Below are 273 nucleotides of genomic sequence, written 5' to 3'. Positions count from 1 at the left end.
AGCACAGGACAAAATAGACAGCAGCCACGGTGCCAAACACCATGAACGGGCTGAACGTCGCGTTGTTGATGATCTGACCTTGGCGTGTCAGTTCCGTAAAGCCAATGATTGCAGCAAGAGACGTTCCTTTGATGAGCTGCACGAGAAACCCCACTGTAGGCGCGACGGAAATGCGCGCAGCCTGCGGCAGGATCACATAGCGCATACGATTATAGTAACGCAGCCCCAAGGCAGTTGCGGCTTCGCGCTGACCGGGCGGCACAGCATCAATAC

The 273-nt window shown here is 55.7% G+C and carries 1 protein-coding gene; it reads right to left on the bottom strand.

Going from position 1 to position 273, the window contains the following annotated elements:
• The coding region (locus tag R0J92_RS22995; protein WP_411053372.1) for an ABC transporter permease subunit at positions 1-273 on the bottom strand (273 nt) is incomplete at both ends.

It is taken from the genome of Tritonibacter sp. SIMBA_163, from assembly GCF_046535935.1.
GTDB classification, from domain to species: Bacteria; Pseudomonadota; Alphaproteobacteria; order Rhodobacterales; family Rhodobacteraceae; genus Epibacterium; species Epibacterium scottomollicae.
Note: the sequence above shows the minus strand (reverse complement) of the source record. Positions and strands in the feature narration are given on the sequence as shown.